The 16,950-nt window shown below is 61.1% G+C and carries 19 protein-coding genes; 8 read left to right on the plus strand and 11 right to left on the minus strand.

The genetic code is table 11. The features are described from left to right. Positions 1–85: 85 nt before the first annotated feature. The gene (locus tag V9L13_RS13695) at positions 86–523 is read right to left on the minus strand and encodes a multidrug/biocide efflux PACE transporter (protein WP_338802769.1); all 438 of its coding nucleotides are present in this window, start codon (positions 521–523) and stop codon (positions 86–88) included. An 89-nt stretch (positions 524–612) separates the two neighbouring features. Here V9L13_RS13695 and V9L13_RS13700 point away from each other — a divergent pair, with 89 nt between their 5' ends. Continuing rightward, the gene (locus V9L13_RS13700) at positions 613–1,467 is read left to right on the plus strand and encodes a LysR family transcriptional regulator (protein WP_338802770.1); all 855 of its coding nucleotides are present in this window, start codon (positions 613–615) and stop codon (positions 1,465–1,467) included. A 96-nt stretch (positions 1,468–1,563) separates the two neighbouring features. Here the strand turns inward: V9L13_RS13700 and V9L13_RS13705 are convergent, their stop codons facing one another. Beyond that, positions 1,564–2,400, minus strand: coding sequence for a LysR family transcriptional regulator (locus V9L13_RS13705; RefSeq protein WP_338802772.1), 837 nt, complete (start codon positions 2,398–2,400; stop codon positions 1,564–1,566). A gap of 111 nt (positions 2,401–2,511) precedes the next feature. Between V9L13_RS13705 and V9L13_RS13710 the strand changes: the two genes are divergently transcribed. Then, positions 2,512–3,237: an SDR family oxidoreductase gene (locus V9L13_RS13710; RefSeq protein ID WP_338802774.1), complete on the plus strand. Its 726-nt coding sequence runs from the start codon at positions 2,512–2,514 to the stop codon at positions 3,235–3,237. Positions 3,238–3,359: 122 nt separating this feature from the next. On the opposite strand, the gene V9L13_RS13715 is transcribed toward V9L13_RS13710, so the two are convergent. The 3 genes from V9L13_RS13715 to V9L13_RS13725 are packed head-to-tail and all read right to left on the minus strand — an operon-like array spanning position 3,360 to position 5,392. Then, positions 3,360–4,589, minus strand: coding sequence for an RNA polymerase sigma factor (locus tag V9L13_RS13715; RefSeq protein ID WP_338802775.1), 1,230 nt, complete (start codon positions 4,587–4,589; stop codon positions 3,360–3,362). Continuing rightward, a complete protein-coding gene (locus V9L13_RS13720) occupies positions 4,582–4,926 on the minus strand; it encodes a YciI family protein (protein WP_127651315.1) in 345 nt (114 codons plus the stop codon). Before V9L13_RS13720 ends, V9L13_RS13715 begins: the two co-directional genes overlap by 8 nt. 40 nt (positions 4,927–4,966) lie before the next feature. Continuing rightward, a complete protein-coding gene (locus V9L13_RS13725) occupies positions 4,967–5,392 on the minus strand; it encodes a nuclear transport factor 2 family protein (protein ID WP_338802776.1) in 426 nt (141 codons plus the stop codon). Positions 5,393–5,534: 142 nt separating this feature from the next. Between V9L13_RS13725 and V9L13_RS13730 the strand changes: the two genes are divergently transcribed. Continuing rightward, entirely contained in the window at positions 5,535–6,020 is a 486-nt protein-coding gene (locus V9L13_RS13730) for a GNAT family N-acetyltransferase (RefSeq protein WP_338802777.1), read from the plus strand. A gap of 170 nt (positions 6,021–6,190) precedes the next feature. Here the strand turns inward: V9L13_RS13730 and V9L13_RS13735 are convergent, their stop codons facing one another. The 3 genes from V9L13_RS13735 to V9L13_RS13745 all read right to left on the minus strand — a co-directional run bounded on the left by V9L13_RS13735 (position 6,191) and on the right by V9L13_RS13745 (position 8,228). Beyond that, positions 6,191–6,679, minus strand: a complete 489-nt coding sequence (locus V9L13_RS13735; protein WP_103522125.1) for a GNAT family N-acetyltransferase — start codon at positions 6,677–6,679, stop codon at positions 6,191–6,193. 323 nt (positions 6,680–7,002) lie between these two features. Further along, positions 7,003–7,497: a GyrI-like domain-containing protein gene (locus tag V9L13_RS13740; protein ID WP_226499568.1), complete on the minus strand. Its 495-nt coding sequence runs from the start codon at positions 7,495–7,497 to the stop codon at positions 7,003–7,005. A 68-nt stretch (positions 7,498–7,565) separates the two neighbouring features. Then, entirely contained in the window at positions 7,566–8,228 is a 663-nt protein-coding gene (locus V9L13_RS13745) for a LysE family transporter (RefSeq protein WP_201136784.1), read from the minus strand. A gap of 136 nt (positions 8,229–8,364) precedes the next feature. On the opposite strand from V9L13_RS13745, the gene alaC reads away from it, so the two are divergent. Next, entirely contained in the window at positions 8,365–9,579 is a 1,215-nt protein-coding gene (gene alaC, locus V9L13_RS13750) for an alanine transaminase (RefSeq protein ID WP_003227374.1), read from the plus strand. Positions 9,580–9,762: 183 nt separating this feature from the next. Here alaC and V9L13_RS13755 read toward each other — a convergent pair whose 3' ends face one another. Both V9L13_RS13755 and V9L13_RS13760 read right to left on the minus strand, forming a co-directional pair. Continuing rightward, a complete protein-coding gene (locus tag V9L13_RS13755; protein WP_201136783.1) occupies positions 9,763–11,118 on the minus strand; it encodes a GntP family permease in 1,356 nt (451 codons plus the stop codon). 82 nt (positions 11,119–11,200) lie between these two features. Then, on the minus strand, positions 11,201–11,734 hold the full coding sequence (locus V9L13_RS13760) for a gluconokinase (protein ID WP_003227379.1): 534 nt from the start codon (positions 11,732–11,734) through the stop codon (positions 11,201–11,203). A 216-nt stretch (positions 11,735–11,950) separates the two neighbouring features. On the opposite strand from V9L13_RS13760, the gene V9L13_RS13765 reads away from it, so the two are divergent. Continuing rightward, positions 11,951–12,982 (plus strand): LacI family DNA-binding transcriptional regulator, encoded by a 1,032-nt coding sequence (locus V9L13_RS13765; RefSeq protein WP_045122601.1) that lies wholly within the window; start codon positions 11,951–11,953, stop codon positions 12,980–12,982. A 158-nt stretch (positions 12,983–13,140) separates the two neighbouring features. On the opposite strand, the gene V9L13_RS13770 is transcribed toward V9L13_RS13765, so the two are convergent. Then, a complete protein-coding gene (locus V9L13_RS13770) occupies positions 13,141–14,013 on the minus strand; it encodes a LysR family transcriptional regulator (protein WP_064588857.1) in 873 nt (290 codons plus the stop codon). Between the two features lie 122 nt (positions 14,014–14,135). Here V9L13_RS13770 and V9L13_RS13775 point away from each other — a divergent pair, with 122 nt between their 5' ends. The 3 genes from V9L13_RS13775 (at position 14,136) to V9L13_RS13785 (ending at position 16,843) form a co-directional block, all read left to right on the plus strand. After that, positions 14,136–14,576 carry a PACE efflux transporter gene (locus V9L13_RS13775; protein ID WP_003227382.1) on the plus strand — a complete coding sequence of 147 codons (441 nt, stop codon included), beginning with the start codon at positions 14,136–14,138 and terminating at the stop codon, positions 14,574–14,576. A 125-nt stretch (positions 14,577–14,701) separates the two neighbouring features. Further along, positions 14,702–16,126 (plus strand): MFS transporter, encoded by a 1,425-nt coding sequence (locus V9L13_RS13780; RefSeq protein ID WP_338802778.1) that lies wholly within the window; start codon positions 14,702–14,704, stop codon positions 16,124–16,126. A 156-nt stretch (positions 16,127–16,282) separates the two neighbouring features. Then, entirely contained in the window at positions 16,283–16,843 is a 561-nt protein-coding gene (locus V9L13_RS13785; protein WP_201137088.1) for a hypothetical protein, read from the plus strand. Positions 16,844–16,950 lie beyond the last annotated feature (107 nt).

Consider the following 16,950-nt stretch of genomic DNA (forward strand, 5'->3'; position numbering starts at 1 on the left):
TTTCTGGATAAAAAGAAGGGCCGCTACGCGCCCCATCGGGGATAAATCCCCTCGCCACAGGTTTTGCATTCGCCACAGGTTGTGCTTATCCCGCGCATACCCGGCGGGTCACGAGGCGCTCGCGCACCACGTCATACCCCCAGTGATACACATAGGTGTACGGCAGGAAAAACAGCAGCACGCCGATGTCCAGCAAGAACGCCTGCCACAGGCTGACCGACAGCCACCAGGCAATCAGCGGCACGCCCATCACAATCAACCCGCCTTCAAACAACAGCGCGTGGACCACCCGCGTCCAGGCGTTGTGCGCGACGTTCAGGCGCTTGAGCATGCGGTCGAAAAAACCGTTGAACAGCACGTTCCACGCCAGCGCCAGCAGAGCGATCAGCACGGTTACGGCGCCCATGTCCAACAGGGGCTTGTCCATAATCCACGCCAGCAACGGCGTGCAGATCAGGATCGCCAGAAACTCGAAACCGATGGCCTGAAAGATACGTTCAGCAATGGATTTGTTAGCCGTCATGGCCTGATTCCTTGAGTGAAGAGAGTTGCCATGATCGGCCCTCACACCGATACTTCATAACCAATAACCATCGATCAAGGCGATAGTTCATGGCTTCGCAGGAAGTGCTGGTGGCGTTTGTCCAGGCCGCCACTCAGGGTTCGTTTTCGGCGGCAGCGCGCAAACTGGGGCGCAGTCAGTCGACCATCAGTGCGGCAGTGGCGAGCCTGGAGATCGATCTGGATCTGGTGCTGTTCGACCGCAGCAGCCGCAAACCGACCCTGACCCCGGCTGGCCATGTGATGCTGCAACGGGCCGAGGCGATTCTGGCGGCCACCAGTCGTCTGCAAATGACCGCCCGGCAACTGGCCGAAGGCGTCGAACCGAAGCTGACGGTGGCGATTTCCGACACCTATCAATCGGCGCGTTTCGAGGCGGCGCTGGTCGGCTTCGAACAGCGTTATCCGGACCTGGAACTGGAATGCCTGATCGCCGAGTGCGACGACCTGATCGAGTTGGTTCAGCGTGGCCGCGCGCACCTGGCGTTTGCCGAAATGCAGGACACCTATCCACCAGATCTGGTGACCTCGACCGTCGCCGAGCGCACGGACCTGGCGCTGTTCGTCAAACGTGATCATGTGTTGACCGGCATCGAATGTGTCGATCAGCAGGTGCTGGAGCAGCATCGCGAGTTACGCCTGGCGACCATCGTCAATCCCTATGACAGCCGGGCGAAGGGCCGGGTATGGTCGGCGCCGAGTTACCTGATGCTGATGGAAATGGCGGAAATGGGCTTCGGCTGGGCGGCGTTGCCGCGCTGGCTGGTGGCGCGCTTCGGCAACGACACGCTGGTGGAGTTGACGGTGCGTGGCTGGCCGCGGCCGGTGTATGTCGATGCATTGTGGTCGCGGCTGTATCCGCCGGGGCCGGCGGGGAGTTGGTTGCTGAGCAAAATGCTGGAATAGGTGGTGCGCCCCTTCGCGAGCAGGCTCGCTCCCACAAGGATTTTGTGAACACCACAGATCCAATGTGGAAGCGAGCCTGCTCGCGAAAGCGATCGGTCAGGCCGCTGCAATTTCCACCGGCCGGTTCTCCTGAAAATATCCCTGCAACCCACGCATCGCCGGCAACTCCAGCGCCTGCGCCGCGTAGCACAAGCCGACCCGGCGAGTCGGCGCCGGCAAGTGCAGCGCACGTACCACCACCCGTGCATGCCCGCTGACGAGCGACTGCGGCAACATCGCCACGCCGACACCCGCCGCGACCATGTGCAGCGCCTGTTGCAACGAGCCGGCATGCCCCGCCACCGCCTCCGGCGAGCGCCCGTACAACGCCATCAAGCGCTGATGCGACGGATGCTGCGGGCAGGTGATCCAGTCTTCAATCGGCGCCCATCCGGCCTGCGCCACCGCCATCGGATGCTCCAGCGGCAGCGCCATCACATAGGGTTCTTCCCACAGCGGCAGGAACAGTTCGTCCTCGCAGCACATCTCCTCCACCGCCAGCCGCCCGTCACCGTGACAACCCTCCTCCAGCGTCAGCAGCAGATTGGGCAAGGCCTGATGGGCCATGCGCACGAAGGCTTCGATGTGGCTGGCGGCGATGTCGCCTTCGATGCCGAGGGTCAGCGGCGCGCGGTTCTCGCCGCCGCGAAACATCCGGCTCAAGGCTTCCGACTCGGCAACCATGCGTCGCGCCTGCGGGTACAGCAACCGCGCCTCGGCGCTGACCTCGACCCCACGCGGTTGACGCACGAACAGCGTCGCGCCGAGTTCTTCTTCAAGCTGCCTGATGGTCACCGACAGGGTCGGCTGACTGATGAACAAGCGTTGTGCCGCTGCGGTGATGTTGCGTTCTTCGAACACCGCGAGGAAGGCTTTGAGGTGACGGATATCCATAGGTGATTCCGATGACAGACAGAGGAATAAGGCATTTTTCAGCCGAGAACGCGCTAAATATACTGCGCCCAGCATTCAGTCATTTGATTTTCTTATTTCAGGAGTTCAACCATGGGCAAGCCATTGATCATCATCACCGGGGCCAGTTCGGGCATTGGCGAAGCGGCGGCCAGACGCTTGAGCGCTGCCGGTCATCCGCTGTTGCTGCTGGCGCGCCGGATTGAGCGCCTGCAGGCACTGGAGCTTCCGCACAGCCTCAGCCGTCAGGTCGACATCACTGATCGCGCCGCACTGCTCGCGGCAGTCGCCGAAGCAGAAGCAGAATTCGGCCCGGCCGACGCGCTGATCAACAACGCCGGCGTGATGCTGCTGGGGGCGATGAGCGAGCAGGATCCGGCGCAGTGGGAGCAGATGCTCGACGTCAATGTGAAGGGTCTGCTCAACGGCGTGCATGCCGTCGTCGCCGGGATGGTCGAACGCAAGCACGGCACGATCATCAATGTCAGCTCGGTGGCCGGGCGCAAGACTTTCCCGAATCACGTCGCGTATGTCGGCACCAAGTTCGCGGTGCATGGTTTGTCGGAAAACCTGCGCGAAGAACTGGCGCCGCACAACGTGCGCGTGACCACCATTGCACCGGGTGCGGTGGAGACCGAATTGCTCAGCCACACCACCGATGAGGCGATCAAGACCGGCTATCAGGCGTGGAAGCAGGAGATGGGCGGCACGGTATTGAGCGCCGAGGATGTGGCGACGGCGATTGCCTATGCGTATGAGCAGCCGCAGGGCGTGTGCATTCGCGAGATCGTGCTGGCTGCGACCCGGCAGCAGGCCTGATGGTTTGAGGTCGGCTGCACTGGACCCTTCGCGAGCAAGCCCGCTCCCACAGTTGACCGCGTTCCAACTGTGGGAGCGGGCTTGCTCGCGAAAGGGCCGGCATTGCGAATGAACATCTCGGATCAATCCAGTTCGCTAAGCCGCCCCTCGATAAACCGCCGCTCCGGCTCCTGCCGGGTCAGTTCCAGGACTCGCAAATAAGCCGCCCGCGCCTGCTCGACCCGACCCAACTGCCGACAAAACTCCGCCCGCGCCGAATGCGCCAGGTGGTAATCCTGCAACTCGCCGCGATCCAGTATCCCCTCGATCAGCGCCAGCCCTGCCAACGCCCCATCGCGCTTGGCCACCGCCACCGCACGGTTCAACTCGATCACCGGCGACGGCGACGCCCGCAACAACACGTCATACAGCCCCACGATCTGCAGCCAATCCGTTTCCGCCGCTGACGGCGCTTCGGCGTGCACCGCCGCTATTGCCGCTTGCAGACAATACGGCCCGAAGCGTCGGGTGGTCAGCGCCCGCTCCACCAGCGCGCAGCCTTCGGCGATCAACCCGGCATCCCAGTGCGAACGATCCTGGTCATCCAGCAGCACCAGTTCACCACTGGGCGAAGTGCGCGCCGGCCGACGTGACTCGTGCAACAGCATCAGCGCGAGCAAGCCCATGACCTCCGGTTCCGGCAGCAGCTCCATCAGCAACCGCCCGAGCCGGATCGCCTCGCGGGTCAGCTCTTCACGCGTCACCTCCGCCCCCATCGACGCCGAATAGCCTTCGTTGAACACCAGATAAATCACCCGCAACACGCTGTCTAGGCGCTCAGGCAATTCGCTCAGGCTGGGGACTTGATAAGGGATTTTCGCATCGCGAATCTTGGCCTTGGCGCGGACGATGCGCTGGGCAATCGCCGCCGGCGCCGAGAGAAACGCGCGGGCGATTTCCTCGGTGGTCAGGTCGCAGACTTCACGCAGGGTCAGCGGCACTTGCGCATCTGCCGCCAGCGCCGGGTGACAGCAGGTGAAGATCAGCCGCAGGCGGTCGTCTTCCACGTCTTCGCCACTCCAGTCGGCCTGCTCCAGTTCTTCGAGCTGCGCCAGCAACAGCGGCTGCGAGGCCTTGAAGCGGGCGCGGCGGCGCAACACATCGATGGCCTTGAAGCGCCCGGTGGACACCAGCCAGGCGCGCGGACTGTCCGGCACGCCATCGCGCTGCCAGCGCTCGACTGCGACGAAGAACGCCTCGTGCAGGGCTTCTTCGGCGAGATCGAAATCCCCCAGCAGGCGAATCAGCGTCGCCAGAATGCGCCGCGATTCTTCGCGATAGACCTGCTCGACCCGCGCCCGGACGTCAGACATTCAACTGCCGGACCGGGCGCACTTCGACGCTGCCGACCCGGGCCGCCGGAATATGCCCGGCGACCTGAATCGCTTCGTTCAGATCCTTGGCGTCGATCAGGTAAAACCCGGCCAGTTGCTCCTTGGTTTCAGCGAACGGGCCATCGGTGATCGACAGCTTGCCGTTGCGCATACGCACCGTGGTCGCGGTCTGCACCGACTCCAGCGCTTCGGCCGCGACCATCCGCCCGCTGCCCTGAATCGACTCGGCGTAGGCCCAGCATTCGGCGTCCTCCGGACTGTCGGGCAGCGTGTGCAACAGGCGCTCATCGCTGTAGACCAGGCATAGATACTTCATGGCTTTCTCCTGAATCGAACGGATCAACTATGGCTGAAGATCAGGGCTGCACATCGAACAGCGTGGCGCCGCTCATCGGATCGAACGGTGCCGACCAGTGCTCGTGAGCGATTTTCCACGTCCCGCCGACCTGCCGATAGCACGCGGTGGCGCGCATCCAGCAGCTCTGGGTTTCGCCCTTGTCGTTGGTGCCGCCGCAATGCGTTACCCAATGGGCAAACGCGAGGTTGTCGGCAGTCTCGATGGCGATCTCGTGGAACTCGAAAACGTGCGGGCCGGAACACATCTCCATGCAGGCTTCCCAGTGCGCGCGGTAGGCCGCTTTGCCCTTGAATTGCAGGGCCTTGATCGCGTCGAAGGAGAGAATGTCATCGGCATACAACGCCATGACCTTCTCGACGTTCTTGGTCATCACCGCTTCGCGGTAAGTGTTGATCAGTGCCTGGATTTCAGTCTGTGCGCTCATGGTGTTCTCCGTGGTTTTTGTGGTGAAGACACCTTTAGTCGTTCGGCCATCGAGCAGATCGACAGACGAAACAAAACATTTCCGCCGAAGACAAAATCGCTAGAATCCGAGGCTCATCTTTTGTAGGAAAAAGGAAATTCCCGTGTCAGCCCAACTCGTGCCGTACGACAGCCTGAACGCCTTGCAGCGTCAGCAAGTCGAGGCGATTGAAATTCATCCCGAGCAGATCAAATTCTCCGGCGACATTCACGGCGCGTTGCACACGCTGCTGTCCAAACCCGGTCCTGGCGTAAAAGGTTTCGCGCTGCTGGCCGATCAGGTGCCGGTGGCGTTTCTGCTGCTCAAGCGCCCGCCCGTGTTGCCGGACTGGGCCGACGAACACAGCGCCACCCTGCATGCCTTGCAGGTCGATCACCGCGCGCAAGGCAAGGGTTACGGCAAGGCCTGCCTGCAAGCGTTGCCCGACGTGGCGCGTGAAGCATGGCCGGAGATCAAGGGGCTGGAACTGTCGGTGGACGCTGATAACGATGCGGCGATTGCGCTGTACGCCAGATACGGTTTCGTCGACAGCGGCGAAGCGTACAAGGGCCGGATCGGGTACGAGCGGCGCATGGGGCTGTTTTTCTAAAATCATCAAGGGATGCACGACGATGTTACGGCCTGCCCACGACCGAAAAAAGTACGTGATCCCCTTGTAGGAGCTGCCGCAGGCTGCGATCTTTTGATCTTGATCTTCTTAACAGCAAGATCAAAAGATCGCAGCCTTCGGCAGCTCCTACAGTTTTGAATGGTGTTGGCTTATAGGGTCAGGATCATCTCGTGCCACGCCATCCCGCCATGGTCTGACTCCGACGGCTTGATATAGGCAAAGCCAAACCCGGCATACAGCGGAATGTGCTTCTCTTTGCACATCAGGTGAATCGTCGCTTTGTCCATCCCGCGCATGCGCTCGATGAACTCGGCCATCAGCCGCTTGGCCAGGCCCTGCCCCTGATAGTCCGGGTGCACCACCACCGACATGATGACCACGTTCGGGCCCTTCGGATCATGGCCGATCAATTCCTTGAACGCCTCGTCCGACATCTGCACGTCGAACGCCGCGCCCGAGTTGATGAAACCGGCGACCACGCCGTCCACTTCGGCGACGATGAAACCCTCTGGCCACGTGGCAATGCGCGTGGCGATCTTTTCGCGGGTGGCGGCTTCATCGCCTTCGTAGGCAACGGTTTCGATGGCGTAGCAGCGATCCAGGTCGGCGGCGGTGACGTTGCGGATGACGGTGTTCATGGCAGCTCGAAAATCAGCGGAGAAAAGTGCGCAAAGCATAAAGGAATAAGGTGTTCATATCGATCTGCACGGGGGGCGTAAAGCCTGCGTATAAGCGCTTTTCTTCGTGCGGGCGGCGGGCTATTTCTGCGGTGTGTCTCTGATCACCCTTGAGGGGAACCGCTTATGAGCAGCGTTGAAATCGGCCTGTTGATGGTGTTGGGCATCAGTACGTTCGGCTTTATCACCCTGGGCATTGACCTGTTGCGGGCGCGACGGGTGGGCAAGGGTAAACGCGGTTGAAAACATGAGGCGGATCAGTGATCCGCCTCATGTTTTATGGCTCAGACCTTGGTATCGACCGGCACGCAGATTTCCAGTTTGCCGGTGTGCAGTCGCGGATTGAAATCGGCGCTGTAGCGTTCCAGCTCCGGGGCATTCAGTTCCACGTAGTGAGAGGTCGGCAGCCAGGTCTTGTAGATGTATTGCAAGGTCTGCGGCAACTGATCGAGCGGGCCCTTGTGCTCAAACACCGCGTACTGCCGGGGCAGCACTTCAACCCACTGGTAGATCTTCTGGTCGAGGTCATCGAGCTTGCTGATTTCCACCCCGGCGATGTAATCAAAACCGCCCTTGCCGTCGAAATTGCTGCAGACGCCGTAGGTCACTTCGTTTTTTTGTCCCTGTATCTTTCCCAGGTGCGGCAAGAACTTTTCCCACAGCGCAGGGATGTCCTTGGCGGTGTCCTGGGTAAATCGACCACGAAATCCTGCGATCAGCAGGAAGTGTCCATGTTCGAAGCGAGGTTCAGCCACTTCGACGCGTTTTTGCTCATCCATGACTCGACTCCTGGAACAAAAGAAGGGGTTCGGCTGCTGAGTATAGAAGCCAAACCCGATTCGCAATGTTACAAGGCGTGCAGCTGGTCGGCGGCCCCGGAGCCAACGAACTCGTTATAACCGGATACGATCACGTAAACCGCGAAATAGCAGAAGATCGCCGCCGATGCCATGTAGGAATAGCGCAACAGCTTGTCACCCAGCAGCTTGCCGCCGTGGCTCGCGGCGAAGCACAGACCGGCCGACCACAGCAGCCCGGCGCACAGGAAACCGCCGAGAAACAACGCCGAGCTCAGCGGGCCGCCGCCACCGGAGCGGGCGATCAGGGTGCCGCCAACCGCGGCGAACCACAGAATCGCGCTGGGCGAGGACATGGCGAGGAAGATCCCGCGAAAGAACTCCTTGCGATGCGAGTTCTGCCCCACTTCCGCCGTCGCCGCCAACTGCGCCTCGTGGTGAATCGCCGAATAGATCATCTTCGCCGCAAAGTAGATCAGCAGCGCCGACCCGCCGATCCACAGCACCCAGCGCACGGTTTCGTACTGCAACAGCACGGTCATCCCGGCCAGCGCCAGCACCGCGTAGATCAGGTCGCCGACGCAGGTGCCGAGGCCCAGCGCGAAGCCCTGAAAGTAACCGCGCTGCATCGCCAACGTGATCATTGCGATGTTGGCCACGCCGATATCCAGGCACAGCGAGAGGCTCAGCAAGAAGCCGCTGGTGAATTCCATTAAGCATTTCCTTGGAAAAATTATTGTCGTGCACGCTGGACAGTCCGCCATCGCTGCCCTTATCTTCCGCCACAGGTCACCGCAGTGACCAGCGTCGCTCGGACGGTTCCGGGCGCTTACGTTATCCGAGGCAACAATGGCTGAACAAGGTTCGCCGCGCCGCTTTGCGCGCATTGATCGACTCCCCCCTTACGTTTTCAACATCACCGCCGAGCTGAAGATGGCCGCGCGGCGTCGTGGTGAAGACATCATCGACTTGAGCATGGGCAACCCCGACGGGGCCACACCGCCGCACATCGTCGAAAAACTGGTGCAGGTTGCACAGCGCGAAGACACCCACGGGTACTCCACGTCCAAAGGCATTCCGCGTCTGCGTCGGGCGATTTCCAACTGGTACAAGGAACGCTACGCGGTCGATATCGATCCGGAAAGCGAAGCCATTGTCACCATCGGTTCCAAGGAAGGCCTGGCGCACTTGATGCTGGCGACCCTGGATCAGGGCGACACGGTACTGGTGCCGAACCCGAGCTACCCGATTCACATCTACGGCGCAGTGATTGCCGGCGCCCAGGTGCGTTCGGTGCCGCTGGTGCCCGGCGTAGACTTTTTCGCTGAGCTGGAACGGGCCATCCGTGGCTCGATCCCGAAACCGAAGATGATGATCCTCGGCTTCCCGTCCAACCCCACCGCGCAATGCGTGGAGCTGGATTTCTTCGAACGGGTGATCGCCCTCGCCAAACAGTACGACGTACTGGTGGTGCACGACCTGGCCTACGCCGACATCGTCTACGACGGCTGGAAAGCCCCGTCGATCATGCAGGTGCCCGGCGCCAAGGACATCGCGGTGGAGTTTTTCACCCTGTCCAAGAGCTACAACATGGCCGGCTGGCGCATCGGCTTCATGGTCGGCAACCCGGAGCTGGTCAACGCGCTGGCGCGGATCAAGAGCTACCACGACTACGGCACCTTCACCCCGCTGCAAGTGGCGGCGATTGCCGCGCTGGAAGGCGATCAGCAATGCGTGCGCGATATCGCCGAGCAGTATCGCCAGCGTCGCAACGTGCTGGTCAAAGGCCTGCATGAGCTGGGCTGGATGGTCGAGAATCCGAAGGCTTCGATGTACGTCTGGGCGAAGATTCCCGAGGCTTATGCGCACCTCGGTTCGCTGGAATTTGCCAAGAAGCTGCTGGCCGAGGCCAAGGTCTGTGTCTCGCCGGGGGTGGGTTTTGGTGAGTATGGTGATGATCACGTGCGCTTCGCGCTGATCGAAAACCAGGACCGGATTCGTCAGGCAGTGCGCGGGATTCGCGGGATGTTCCGGGCGGATGGATTAGCACCGAAAGCCGTCTGACAACACGTCACACTGTGGGAGCGGGCTTGCCCGCGAATGCGGTGGTTCAGACAACATTGATGTCGACTGACACGACGCCTTCGCGGGCAAGCCCGCTCCCACAGGGGTAATGTATTGAGCCTGATACCGTCACCCACAAAAAAACCGCATCGCTGCGGTTTTTTTGTGTCTGCAAGAAGCTGCTTAGACGAACAGCGACAACAGCAGGATAAAGCCCAACGCAACCACCGACAGGATGGTTTCCATCGCGGTCCAGGTCTTGAAGGTTTCGGCCACGGTCATGTTGAAGTACTGCTTCACCAGCCAGAAACCGGCGTCGTTCACGTGGGACAGGATCAGCGAACCGGCGCCGGTGGCCAGCACCAGCAGTTCACGGTTGACGCCCGGGATCATTCCCACCACCGGCACCACGATGCCCGCGCCAGTGATGGTCGCCACGGTGGCCGAACCGGTGGCGATACGAATCACCGCCGCCACCAGCCACGCCAGCAGGATCGGCGAGATCTGCGCGCTGACCGCCATGTGGCCGATCACGTCGCCCACGCCGCTGGTCACCAGCATCTGCTTGAAGCCGCCACCGGCACCGATGATCAGGATGATCGCGGCGGTCGGCGCCAGGCTCGCGTCCAGCCACTTGAGGATCTGCTGCGAACCGATGCCCTGCTTGTGGCCAAAGGTGTACAGCGACAGCAGCAACGCCAGCAGCAGTGCGGAGATCGGGTGACCGATCATGTCCATCCAGGTGCGGAAGAAGTGACCGTCCGGCAGCGCCACGTCAGCGAAGGTTTTCAGCAGCATCAGGAACACCGGCAGCAGCACGGTGATCAGGGTGATGCTGAAGCTTGGCAGCTTGGCCGATTCGTCGTTCTCACGGGCCAGTTGATCGACCAGGTCCTGATTCGGCGTGCCGGGAATGTGCTTGGCAATGAACGTACCGAAGATCGGACCGGCAATGATTGCAGTCGGCAGCGCGACGATCAGACCGTAGAGAATGGTCTTGCCGATGTCGGCGCCAAATACCCCGATCGCCAGCAGCGGGCCCGGGTGCGGTGGCACCAGACCGTGTACCGCAGACAGACCGGCGAGCAGCGGGATACCGATCTTGATGATCGACACACCGGTACGCCGGGCGACGATGAACACCAACGGAATCAGCAACACGAAGCCGATTTCGAAGAACAGCGGAATACCCACCAGGAACGCGGCGAACATCATCGCCCACTGGACCCGTTCCTTGCCAAAGGCGCGGATCAGGGTCTGGGCGATCTGATCGGCACCACCGGATTCGGCCATCATTTTGCCGAGCATGGTGCCCAGCGCGAGGATGATCCCGACGAAACCGAGCACGCCACCGAAGCCGTCCTGGAACGCCTTGATGATGGTGCCGATCGGCATGCCGGACGTCAGCCCGAGAAAGGCAGCGGCAATGGTCAGGGAGATGAAGGGGTGAATCTTGAACTTGGTAATCAGGACAATCAGCCCGATTACCGTGACCACTGCATCGAGCAGCAGAAACGTGTCGTGGGACATGCCAAACATTGGGGGTGTCTCCTGGCTTGTTGTTGTTATTAAAGCGGGTTGAACAGAAATCGTGAGGACTGCGCTATCTGCATGAACACACTCATACCGCCTGTTTCAGACCATGGGCCTGCCACCAGACGTGGGCTTGCGCGGCAAGCTCTTCAACACTGTGGATCGAAGCATTCAGCGCCAGGGTCAGCGGCTCGCCGACCGGCGATTCGAGGGTGGCGAACTGGCTTTCGATCAGCGTCGCCGGCATGAAGTGGCCCGGGCGATGCGATACGCGGTCGGCGGCCACTTCCGGGGTCAGCTCCAGGAACACGAAGCCCAGGCCCGGCAAGGCACTGCGCAGCACTTCGCGATAACTGTGTTTGAGGGCCGAGCAGGTCAGCACCGGACGCTCGCCAAGGGCGTCGACACGGCGCAGTTCATCGCACAGGCTGTCGAGCCAGCCGGCACGGTCGTCGTCGTTCAGGGGGATCCCCGCGCTCATCTTTTCGATGTTGGCGGCCGGATGAAAAGTATCGCCTTCAATGGCAGTGGCGCCGCTCAATTGGCACAGGGCCTCGCTGACGCACGTCTTGCCGCAACCGGCAACGCCCATGATGACCAGGGCGGTGATGGGATGACTCATATAACACCTCAGCGCGCAGACAGCGCTACCTTTGCTAGCTATGACTCTAGTGCACAGGCAGAAGTTGCCGACGCCTTCTTGTCGTTTTTTTGGGTTGCAGCAGGTTTGCGCCCCAACGCCAAAAAGCGAGATCAGGCAGGACCTCGCTTACGCATTTGCAGCTGCATCAGGACAGCGCTACCTTAGTGCCTTGATTTTTGTTTGGCAAGCCGCCCGATGACCACCCCTAAAAACGATAAAAACACTCGCACCACCGGCCGTCCCACCCTTAATGAAGTTGCCCGCCTCGCCGGCGTGAGCCCGATTACCGCCTCCCGTGCCCTGCGCGGGGTCAGCACCGTGGCCACCGAGTTGGTGGAAAAAGTGCAGAAAGCCGCGCTCGAACTCAACTACGTGGTCAACCCTGCCGCCCGCGCACTGGCCTCGGCGCAGAGCCATTCGGTGGTGGTCCTGGTGCCGTCGCTGTCCAACCTGTTGTTCATCGATACGCTGGAAGCCATTCATCGGGTACTCACGCCCAAGGGCTTCGAAGTGCTGATCGGCAACTTCCACTACTCACGCGATGAAGAAGAAAACCTGTTGCGCAACTACATGGCCTATCAGCCGCGCGGTTTGCTGCTGACCGGCTTCGACCGCACTGAAAGTTCACGGCGGATGATCGAGGCCAGCAACATTCCCTGCGTGTACATGATGGAACTGGACAGCGCCGCCGGGGTGAATTGCGTGGGCTTCTCCCAGCTCAATGCCGGCGAAACCGCTGCCGAACATTTGCTCTCTCGTGGGCGCAAGCGTCTGGCCTATATCGGCGCACAACTCGATCAGCGCACTTTGTTGCGCGGCGAAGGTTTCCGCAAAGCCCTGCAAAAGGCCGGTCGCTACGACCCGGATCTGGAAGTGCTGACCCCGCGCTCCTCGTCTGTTGGCCTGGGCGGCGAGCTGTTCCTGCAACTGCTGGCGGCGCATCCGGATGTCGATGCGATCTTCTTTGGTAACGACGACCTCGCGCAGGGTGCGCTGCTGGAAGCGTTGCGCAACGGGATCAGGATCCCCGAGCAGGTGGCGATCCTCGGCTTCAATGACTTGCCGATGTCCGAACACATGGTGCCGCGCCTGAGCAGCATCAACACCCCGCGCGAGGCAATCGGCCGGCGCGCGGCGGAGCAGATGTTGACGTTGATGGCCGGCAACAGCGTGGCGCGACCGGTTGAGGATATGGGCTTTGAACTGAAGATTCGCGAGAGTACTTGACCTCTGAAATCCCTCGGATGGTCACAAATGCCAAGGTGAAACCCAATCTCCCTGTGGGAGCGGGCTTGCTCGCGAAGGCGGTGTGCCAGATAAGCAAATGCCAGCTGACACGACGCCTTCGCGAGCAAGCCCGCTCCTACAGAGGGTTTGTGTTGGGCTCAGTGACCGAGCAATTCGACGAGGGCCAACGCGCCCTTCTGCAGCGGCTGGCTCTTGAGCCACACCGCGTGCACCGGCAGCACCAGGCCATTCTCGATATTGCGGAAATTCAGTCGCTTCAAGCGCCCGCTGTCCAGCCACGGCTGCACCACCGACAACGGAAAATTGCCCCAGCCCAGTCCCGCCTCGACCATCTCCAGCGCCGCCTCCAGGGTGTCGGTGCGCCAGTGCGATTCGGCCACCAGCGGTCGGGTCTCGCTGATCGGCAAGTCGCGGCTGGCGACGACGATCTGCCGCACATGCACCAGGTCTTCGAGAAACAGATCTTGCCCCTGCAACAACGGACTGTCCGCCGCCAGCGTGGCGATCATCCGTTCGCTGCCGACAAACTGAAAACGCTCCAGTACGTTCATGCTCAACCCGGCAAACGCCAGACAGACGCTGACGCGACCACTGTGCAGCATCGCCAGCACGTCGTCCTGCGGTGCGGTCAGCACTTCAATGTCGAGCAGCGGATGGCGCTCGGCAATCACCTTGATCGCGGCGAGCAAGCGGCGCCGGTCGATATCCGCCACCACTCCAATCGACAGCTTGCTCTCCAGTCCCAGCGACAGCTCCACTGCGTGCACCTGCAGTTGCTTGAGCTGCTCGGCGATCAGCCGCGCATGCGGCACCAGTGACAGCGCCATCGCGGTCGGTTGGGGTTCGCGATGGCTGCGGTCGAACAAGGGATAGCCAAGCTCCGCCTCCAGATTGCCGATGCCCATGCTGACTGCCGAAGGCACCCGGCCCAAAGCGCGGGCAGCAGCGGAGAACGAGCCACGCTCGATCACCGCCAGAAACAGTTCGATGCTGTCGCTATTGAAATTCACTTCACCTACCTATCACCAAAACTGAAAGCTGCTGACTTTTTCTGTCATGTCTATTGAAGCTATCTTTCGCCGTCTTCGCCAGTTCCGCTGGCCAACACGTTGCAACAAAGAGGCAAATCCCCATGCAAGGCGTCAAACGCAAACTGGTCTACGTGTCGCTCTACGAAGTGATCGGCATGACCTTCTCGGCCCTCGGTCTGGCGCTGTTGTCCGGCACTTCGCCCGGCAGCACAGGCCCGCTGGCGGTGATCATCACCACCATCGCGGTGACCTGGAATTTCATCTACACCTCGCTGTTCGAGCACTGGGAAAGCCGCCAGAAGTCGCGCACCCGCACGGTCAAACGGCGCATCGCCCACGCCGTGGGTTTTCAACTGACGCTGATCGTGTTCCTGATTCCGCTGATCGCCTGGTGGATGAACATCAGTCTGGTGCAGGCGTTCCTGCTGGATCTGGCACTGATCATCTTCATCCCGTGCTACACGTTTGCCTTCAACTGGCTGTTCGATCGCCTCTTCGGCTTGCCGGCCTCAGCGCTGCCCGATTCGGCCGCTGCGGCATAAATCGTTAATTCGTAAGCAGTTATTGCAAAAAATCGGCGGTATTCCCGGGAAAACCGCCGATATTCACAACCCCTCCACTCCGGTAGCAGGCTAAGCTTTTCCATCAATAAAAAATGGATCAGCCGATGACTGCTCATGCCCCCGCCCCCGCGCAACGCGACGGCATCGACCCGATACGCGCCGCCGAGATTTCCGCCCGCATCGACCGCCTCCCTGCCGTCGCCACGATCTGGCGTCTGGTGGCGCTGTTGTCGATCGGCGGCTTCTTCGAACTCTACGACCTGTTCCAGACCGCCTACATCAGCCCAGGGCTGATCCGCGACGGGATCTTTGCCACCGGCAATCAGGGCGTGTTCGGTTTCTCCGATCAGGCGGCCTTCGCTTCCGCGACCTTCCTCGGCCTGTTCCTCGGCGCCAGTCTGCTCAGTCCGTTGGCTGACCGTTTCGGCCGCCGCGCAATCTTCACTTTTGCGCTGGTCTGGTACACGGTGGCCACGGTGCTGATGGGCGTTCAAAGCTCGGCGCTGGGCATTATCTGCATGCGTTTTCTGGTGGGCATCGGCCTCGGGATCGAGCTGGTGACCATCGACGCCTACCTCTCGGAACTGGTGCCCAAACGCATGCGCAGTTCGGCGTTTGCCTTCGCGTTTTTCGTGCAGTTTCTCTCGGTGCCGGCGGTAGCACTCATGTCCTGGTGGCTGGTGCCGCAGGCGCCGTTCGGTGTGTCCGGTTGGCGTTGGGTGGTATTGGCGAGTGCGGTGTTTGCGCTGTTCATCTGGTGGCTGCGCAAGCGTCTGCCGGAGTCGCCGCGCTGGCTGGCGCAGCATGGGCGGTTCGATGAAGCGAACAGAATTCTCGACAACATCGAAACACGCTGCGAGAAGGATCACCGCCAACCGCTGGATGCCCCCGAAGCCGTCCCGGTGGATGTCGAAGGCAAGGGTCGTTTCGCCGATATCTGGCAACCACCGTATCGCCGTCGGGCACTGATGCTGATCGTCTTTCACGTGTTCCAGGCGATCGGTTTCTTCGGTTTCGGCAACTGGTTGCCGGCGCTGCTTTCCGGCCAGGGCGTCAGCGTCACCCACAGCCTGATGTACGCGTTCATCATCACCCTCGCCTACCCGCTCGGGCCGTTGCTGTTCGTTAAGTTTGCCAACCGTTTCGAGAACAAATGGCAGATCGTCGGCTCGGCCCTCGGCGCGATGACCTTCGGCACTCTGTTCGCGTTGCAGACCAGCGCCTTCGGCCTGATCTTCTGCGGGGTGATGATCACCTTTTGCAATGCGTGGCTGAGCTTCAGTTATCACTCGTACCAGAGCGAACTGTTCCCGACCAACATCCGCGCCCGGGCGGTGGGCTTCTGTTATTCGTTCAGTCGCTTGTCGACGGTGTTCAGCAGCCTGTTGATCGGGCTGTTCCTCGACCACTTCGGCACGCCCGGGGTGCTCGCGTTCATCGTCAGCAGCATGCTGATCGTGATGCTGACCATCGGCTGGTTCGGCCCGCGCACGCGCAATCTGGCGCTGGAAAACATTGCCCATCGCTGACGGCCGCACGGTCATCCTCTGCCGCCTGACGGCAAGGGATGACCGCTTTGTTGCGCATGCCAGAGCAGCAACTCCTTGAAATAGTGGAATTTGCTGCAAAGGCACGGTAATTGCTCGGATACGCCCGTCAGCAATTATCCAAAGGTCTCCATCATGATGTTGGTCAGTGCCAAACAGCAGCAGCTCATCCACCTGCCCAAGCGGCTGGCGGAAGACGCGACCACGACCGCCGCTGCCGGTCTGCAAAGCGGCCTGCACGGCGCCATGCTGCAATCGCTGCAGAATCAGACCCAGTCGCAAGCCACCGATGCGACTTCAACGGTCCAGGATTCGGCCACGCAGATCGCCTCTCAGCAAGTGGCCGCCGCCACGCGCATCAGCGATAACGTCGACGAAGCCTTCGCCAAGACCCGCGTCGGCCTGCAAACCACCGACGCCACGGCTGCCGGCAGCACTACCGGCACCTCGGCCACCGACGCGTTCAAGGACTACATGAGCAAGTCGCCGGAACAGCGTCTGCGTGACAGTGTCCTTCAGAGCATGGGCCTCACCGAAGACGACATCAAAGCCATGCCGCCGGAGAAGCAGCAGGCCATCGGCAAGGAGATCGCCGAGCGCCTGCAGGACAAGATGAAACTGGCGCAGTCGGACAAAGAAAACAGCAATGACGTCAAGGACAGCGACAAACTGGCGAACAAGTTTCTCGCTTCGCTGTGATCTGAAGGTCGCTTAGAAACCAATGTAGGAGTGAGCCTGCTCGCGAATGCGGTGTGTCAGTCACTGGATCAGTAACTGATGTACCGCAATCGCGAGCAGGCTCACTC

The sequence above is a fragment of the Pseudomonas sp. RSB 5.4 genome (assembly GCF_037126175.1).
GTDB classification, from domain to species: Bacteria; Pseudomonadota; Gammaproteobacteria; order Pseudomonadales; family Pseudomonadaceae; genus Aquipseudomonas; species Aquipseudomonas fluorescens_H.